This window comes from Methanosarcina sp. DH2 (genome assembly GCF_020804225.1).
Taxonomy (GTDB): Archaea; Halobacteriota; Methanosarcinia; order Methanosarcinales; family Methanosarcinaceae; genus Methanosarcina.
The window spans coordinates 20,996-28,670 of the sequence record NZ_WJBI01000028.1; the positions used below are offsets into that span (position 1 = coordinate 20,996).

Annotated in this window: 2 protein-coding genes; both read left to right on the forward strand. The window is 44.1% G+C overall.

Annotation, left to right across the window (positions count from 1 at the left end; genetic code table 11):
* The first annotated feature begins 249 nt into the window (after positions 1-249).
* Positions 250-6,438 carry a NosD domain-containing protein gene (locus tag FXV91_RS19380; RefSeq protein ID WP_229392436.1) on the forward strand — a complete coding sequence of 2,063 codons (6,189 nt, stop codon included), beginning with the start codon at positions 250-252 and terminating at the stop codon, positions 6,436-6,438.
* Positions 6,439-7,095: 657 nt separating this feature from the next.
* Positions 7,096-7,675, forward strand: a 580-nt coding sequence (locus FXV91_RS19385; RefSeq protein WP_255680725.1) for a transposase, incomplete at its 3' end; no start/stop codon positions are given.

The window sequence follows — 7,675 nt, forward strand, 5'->3', positions numbered from 1 at the left end:
TTACGTGATCTGCGATAAGCTTACTCCTGAAGCCTTTTAGTTTAAGCGATTTGTCAAGACATATGAAAAATACCAAAACACTTAACACATATAATATATTAAAAATATTTCACTGTCTTCTCCTTAATTATGCAAAAATTGTTGTTAATTTTGGAGATTTATTGATCATTTAGCTTTTATTATTATCGTGAAATTTAACGGCTCTCTAACTTTAAAATGATCAAAAATCAAAAAACAGGTGCCCATGAAATGTTAAAAAAACAATTGTGTCTTTTCTCTCTTGCTGTGATATGTCTCCTGCTCGGGCAGGCGGCAGCAATTTCAGAAAACCTAACTTTTATAGAAAATATATCTTCAACATCAGAAAATAGTAGATTGACTGTGGTTGAAAATAATATCTTAATGGCAATTGAAAATAATGAATCCAATTCCTATGGAAACAATGGATCTATTCCATCTGGAAACTATTCTTCGGAACTTTTTTCCTTTGCTCCTTTGAATCCTGAATTTGAGGAGTATCTGGAAAGTGAAGAGCTGAATGAGGGCCGAATACTCCTGACCTCAGGTGAGGCTTCTGAAGAAGAGACTGAAAATTTAGCTACAGGCTTCCTCCCCGCCCCTGTAGATCTTTCACACCTAAAAACGGTTGAAAATCTGGAAGGTGAGGGTAATTATCCTGTTTCTTATAACCTCAGGACTTTAGGGCGCGTGAGCCCTATTCGGGACCAGATGGATGCAGGAAGCTGCTGGGCATTTGGAGCCTATGCATCCCTGGAATCCTATATCCTCGGAGCAGAAGGAAAAAACATGGATTTTTCCGAGAATAACGTAAAAAACCTGCTTTCCGAGGAATATCCTCAAGGTTTTGACCGCACTTATGATGACGGCGGAAATGCTTTTATGACCACGGCTTACTTAGCCCGTTGGAGCGGCCCGGTAAGTGAAACCGATGACCCTTATGATTCTCACTCAGGGATATCCCCGACAGACCTTCCTTCCTTAAAACGAATAAAGGAAGTTCTCTTCCTTCCGGCAAGAAACGGACAAGAAGATAACGACCTGATCAAATGGGCCCTGATGAATTATGGGGTGGTTAGCTCTGTAATTTATTACTCTCCGGATGCTTATGACGCTGCCAACTGCACCTATTATTACACAGGCTCGAATAATGAAAACCATCTGATAGGCTTCGTAGGCTGGGATGATTCATTTGATCGAAATAAGTTCAACCCTGCAGCCCCCGGAGACGGAGCATTTATTGTTAAAAATTCCTGGGGTACAAACTGGGGAGAGGAAGGCTTCTTTTATATCTCTTATTACGATACTGCCATCGGGAGTGCAAATAACGTTCATACGACAGAAGACCTGAATTCCTATTCCCATGTATATCAGTATGACCCTCTGGGCTGGATTGAAAGTATCGGGGTCTCAGGAAGCAGCACAGCCTGGGCAGCCAACGTTTTCACAGCCGAAAAAGCCGAAACCCTTGAAGCTGTGAGTTTCTATACTCCTGCCACAGGTACGGAGTATGAAATCTACGTCTACACTGATCCGCTTTCCGGACCTGTAAATTCTGCAGGAGCCGAAACTTCTGCTAACGGGACGATTGCTCTTGCAGGTTACCATACCATATCCCTGGGATCAGCAGTCCAGCTTGAGACTGGGCAGAATTTTTCAGTAGTCGTAAAATTTACCACTCCTGAATACTCCTATCCTGTGGCGGTTGAGTTCCCGCTTGAAGGGTACAGCAGCAAAGCCAGTGCGAATCCTGGAGAGAGCTTTTTCAGCCCGAATGGGGAGAACTGGGTAGATACTGCTCTGGCTATGGAAAACACAAATGTCTGCATCAAAGCTTTCACAAACAGGAGTGAAACGGCAGAAGCTGCCTTCACGGCTAATGTTACCTCGGGTCCGGCTCCCCTCATAGTAGGATTTATTGATGCAAGCCTTCTTTCCCCAATGGCATGGAATTGGGATTTTGGGGATGGAAACACTTCCACCGACCGTTTCCCTACTCATAAATATACGGAAGCCGGGAAGTATAATGTTACACTCCATGTGGAAAATGAATATGGAAACAATACCCTTGAAAAAACTGAATGGGTTCATGTAACTAACTCTTCCCTGCTCTACGTGGATGATGACGAGCCTGCTGATTTCACTTCTATCCAGGACGCTGTTGACGCTTCTTCGCCTGGAGCCACAATCATTGTCCGCAACGGCACATATACCGAAAACGTGGATGTGGACAGGGCTGTTACAATCCTTTCCGAGTCCGGACCAGAATATACGGAAGTAAGAGCTGCAAATTCTAAGGATTCTGTGTTCTACGTAACGGCAGATTCGGTAAACATTTCAGGTTTTTCCGTAAGCGGAGGATCTAAACCTTTGTCTTCTTCCGCTTACTCCACAGCCGGGATCTGGCTCTATGAAGTCAAGAACTGTAATATAAGCCAGAATGTGCTCTCAGATAACTACTGTGGGCTTTATGTAATTCTTTCAGAAAACTGCACCCTGGAAGGAAACACGGCTGAATCCAATAATTATGGAATCTATCTATCCTCATCGGAAGGAAATACCCTGCAAAATAACAGAATGGAAAACAACTCTTATAATTTTGCATTTCCAAGAGCTTCAACTGCAAACGATATTGACGAAAGCAATACTGTGGACGGAAAGCCTATCTACTTCTTTGTAAACGAAAGCAACCTTATCCTTGATTCAGGTTCAAATGCTGGGACAGTCTACTGTATCAATTGCCAGAATGTGACAGTCCGGGACCTGAACCTCTCAGGAAATCTCTACGGGCTTTACTTCTACAGTTCAGCGGATTCCCATGTTGAGAACATTCGTTCGTCAGATAACAGATACGCATTCTACATCAGTGGTTCTTCCGGCCTGAACTTTACAGGGAACCATGCAAGTTCAAACTCCTACGGGCTTTACATTGTAGATTCAGAATGGAACTCACTCTCCGAAAATATACTGGAAAATAATACTTACAACTTTGGAATTCAAGGGAGCTGTACTTCGCAAAGCGCGCCTGATGTGGAGTCTAGCAACCTTCTTGATGGAAAGCCCCTGTATATCCTTTCCGGAGTCTCAGGCTATGTTCTGGATTCAGGATCATATGCAGGTTCTGTTTGTTTGCTTAACTGCCAGAACATAACAGTCCGGGACCTTGTATTCCATGATGAAAGGTTCGGGATCTACCTCTACGGAACGGGAGGAGCAGTACTCGAAAACAATACATTATCCGGCAACTACTACGGAGCATGCCTTACAGATTCCGGTAACAATACTGTACATGGAAACAAATTTTCGGGGAATTCACTGGGGATTTATCTGGAAGCCTCTTCAGGAAACATCCTTGCAAACAACACCCTGTCAGAAAATTCGGGATACGGCGTATATCTTTACGAAGCCAGGAATAACACCATAAACGGCAATAATGCTTCAGGAGGATACACAGGAATTCGGGCTGACTGCTCGAATAACAATACTTTCGTGGAAAATACTGCTGCGGGTAGTGATCTTGGGATAGATCTGTTTGATTCGGATTACAACGTCCTGACAGCAAACAATGCAAATTCTAACAATGAAAGTGGAGTTCTCCTGACCATAAGCCAGCACAACACTCTCTCAGAAAACATAGTTGTGGAAAATACCCGCGGCATAACGCTTGAGGGCTGGACAGGGGAAATTTCAACTTCAGACAATATACTGTTTGCCAATACCATTTCAAATAACTCGGAATTCGGGATCTGGCTTACCGCAGCTACAAATAACACCATCTACGGTAATTCTTTCAATAACACAAAGAATGTTAAGGATACAGGTAACAACATATGGAATACAACCGCTGGAAACTACTGGAGCGATTATGCGGGCTCTGATGCTGACGGAAACGGGATAGGAGACACTCCTTACATTATCAATTCCCTCACCGGAAGTAAGGATTACCTGCCAGTTTGCAGAGAACCGGGAGTTCCAATTACCCTCACTGTGGGTCCCGGATCCGGGGCTTTTTCCTCGATCCAGGCAGCTGTAGATGCTGCGTGGGAAAGAGACACACTTCTCGTAAGCCCGGGTACTTATACGGAAAACGTAAAGGTGAACAAATCGATTAGCATCATTTCATCATCAGGGAACCCTGATGATACAATTGTCCATGCGGCTGCTCCTGAAGAACATATCTTCAATGTAACTGCCGATTCCGTAACGATCAGCGGGTTTACTGTGTCCGGAGCTTCAGAAGGATATATTGCAGGGATCTATATGGAAGGGGTATCCGGCTGCATTTTAAGCGAGAACGTCCTTTTTGACAGTTATTTCGGAGCATGGTTAAGCGAGTCCGAAAACTGTACCCTATCCGGAAATACTGTGACCGGAGGAAGATTCGGGATTTACCTTGAGGATTCCGGGAACAATACTGCAGTTAATAACAGCATAAGTTCGGTTTCTACCTGCGGGCTATGGCTGGATGAAGCCTCAGGAAACGAACTCTACGAAAATGAACTGCTGGACAATGGATATGGGATTGCGGTCCGGGGCATGAGTAATGGAAACGAGCTGCGCAACAACACCATAAGCGGAAGTGAAGAATTGGGGCTCTGGCTTGCGGGTTCAGAGGCAAATGTCCTGAGAAACAATTCAATGCAGGACAACACTTTCAACTTTATGGGTGACTATTCAGGGTTTGGAAACCTTCTTCCGAACGATATCGATACCAGTAACCTGGTGGACGGCAGGCCGATATATTACATTGTGGGAGAGTCGGACCTTGTCCTCGATTCGGCTTCAAATGCAGGCACCGTCTACCTGATGGGCTGTGAAAATGTAACGGTAAGGGACCTGGTGCTCAAAAAGAACGGAATCGGGGTTTTCGTTTCCGATTCTTCGAATTCCACCCTTTATAACCTCACAGTATCCGAAAACGAATTTGGGATCATGGGACTGGTCGACGGCAGCAGCAACTGTTCAAATAACACTGTCGAGAATAATGTTCATGGAATCTATTTTGTTTTAGGAGAAAATAATGACCTGAATAACAACAGGATCTCGGAAAACGAGTTTGGGCTCATGCTGCTTGCTGATTCCTGCACCCTGAAAAACAATCTTCTTTCAGGCAACGAATACAACTTCGGGGCAGAAGCTATCTCAGGAAGTAGTGGGAATGATATCGATACCAGCAACCTTGTGGACGGAAAGCCAATTTACTACCTTGCAGGAAAATCCGATAAAGTGCTCGATGCTTCTTCCAATGCAGGGACCGTGTATCTTATTGACTGCGAGAACATAACGGTCAGAGGTCAGGTTCTTGAGCACAATGTATACGGCCTTTTCCTCTACAACACGACGAACTCAAGCTTTGATAACAATGTCGTTAGCCTCAATTTAAGGGGCATATACCTGTATAATTCAGGGAACAATAGCATTTACAATAATCTTTTCAGGAACTCGGATAATATTCGCCTCTCGGGAAAATGTGCCGGAAACACCTGGAATACCAGCAGGACCGAAGGGCCAAACATCCTCGGAGACCTGCATATAGGTGGCAACTGCTGGGCAAACCCACAGGGGACAGGTTTTTCCGAAACCACTCCGGATGCAGATGGAGACGGTTTCTGTGATGCCCCTTACGGAATTCCTGGCTCCGAAAACGAGTCTGACAGCTTCCCCCTCTACAACCCTCCTGAAGTTGCCAATGGTGGAGGAGAGGAGGAAGAAGAATACCGCGGAAGCAGCGGAAGCAGTGGGAGCCGGTCAGCCCTTTTCGGAGGTGTTTCGGGAATGTCTTCCGTCAATGTCCTGGCAGCTAGCGTTTCCAGGCAGCAGATAATCGAAGGCCAGCAGGCAGAGTTTACATTCAGCGAACCCGGATGCAGTGTTATGGGTATCAGATTTGTTTCAGGGACCAGTGCAGGGACCGTGACCGGGAAAGTTGAGATCCTCAGTGGTCTGCCAAAAACGGTTCTGGAAGGTCCTGAAGGCATGGTCTTCCAGTATATGAACATAGTAATTGGGAGCCAGTTTTTCGGAGAATCCGGTAATTTTGAGGGTGCCATGATCGACTTTAAGGTTCCCCGCAGCTGGGTGGATGAAAACAATATCAATGAAGCAAGGCTCGTCCTGAACCGTTACCATGACAAAGCCTGGACCCAGCTCGAAACTGAAAAAACAGGGGAAGATGACGAATTCCTCTACTTCAGGGCCGAAACTCCGGGTTTTTCCTTCTATTCGATTACAGGAGAAAAGAAAGGTGCTGTTACGATAACGCCGACAGAAACTTCCGGGTCTGATACAGCTGCACAGCAAATAATGGGGAACGAAGTTCCGGATACGACCTCAGAAGAAACAAAGAAAAGCCCGGGGTTTGGGCTTGTCTTTGCAGTTGCAGGAATTCTTTCCGTACTATTCCTGTTGAAAAAGCAGTAAGGAGGATAAAGGAGGATAAAGGAGGATAAAGGAGGATAAAAACCCGCATCGTTGATTCAGTGAGGGGAAATCATTTTCCCTTTCACTTTTTTGATTCCTTTTTCAATAAAAGTCGTCCACCGTTACATGGCTGATATTTCTGACCCATACGACAATATTCACTATACTGAGTAGTTCCTGTAACGCTCGACGCAGGAGAGCGGTCTTTCAGACAAAAAAGAGAAAAGGAGGGAAAGGAAAGGAGAGAAAAGAATGGAGGGAAAGGAATGGAGAGAAAGCCAGAAAGTGAAAACTACTGAGAACACTGCAAAAAACTAACCGACAGAAATGACAGGGGAAGTCTATAAGAGATTACTTTTCGACTTTCTGTTTCTTCTGTCTTCTTTCTCTATTTTTCAGGACTGCCAGACAAGCCGGAGAGGAGGCGTCCTATATTAACCTGTGGATTTAAAGCGGTTACAGAGGTCAAGAGGACAATTTCTCGGGCCAGGAGGCATTGCTTTTTTCAATTTATCTCGTAAGGCGAGAAGACTCCCTCTTCAGGAGATCCGGTTTATCGGATCGAACAGGTGGGGGATGAAAGCCGTCGACTTCCCGAAATCCTGCAGATAGTACATCTGTTAATCTTAACATAGTTTCAAAACATATATAATGCTAATGAAACGAGGAAAYCGATACAGGATTTACCCTAACAAAGAACAAAAAGTTCTTATGGAAAAACACTTCGGTAGTACTCGKTTCGTCTATAACAAACTTCTAMATATTAAATCTACATTATATAGAAAGTGTAGAATAAGTATTTCTGAATTTGATCTTAATAATCACTTGTTAGTTCTAAAAGAAATATATCCCTGGCTAAAAGAGATTAACGCCGGGGCACTTCAGCAAGCAAGCCGAAATCTAAATAAAGCTTTCACAAACTTTTTCAATTTCGGATTCGGTTATCCTCAAAGAAAAAGCAAAAAGGATCATCATTTTTCTTTCCAGCTTCCACAACATTATGATCTTAATGTAGAAAAGTCAGAAATTAAGTTGCCTAAATTCGGTTGGATAAAAGTTAAGATGCACAGAGACATTTTTCAAGGAGAGATGAAAACATTAACAGTATCGAGAACTCCTACTGGAAAATACTATATGAGCGTCTTAACGGATGATGGAATAGAACTACCAGAACCCGAACCTTTTTCTCATGCTACTCTCATCGGAGTAGACGTAGGACTCAAAACATTTGCTGCAC

Bases quoted from the DNA above. Each gene is read 5' to 3' on its own strand.
- FXV91_RS19380 (WP_229392436.1), top strand. From the start codon at position 250: ATGTTAAAAAAACAATTGTGTCTTTTCTCTCTTGCTGTGATATGTCTC.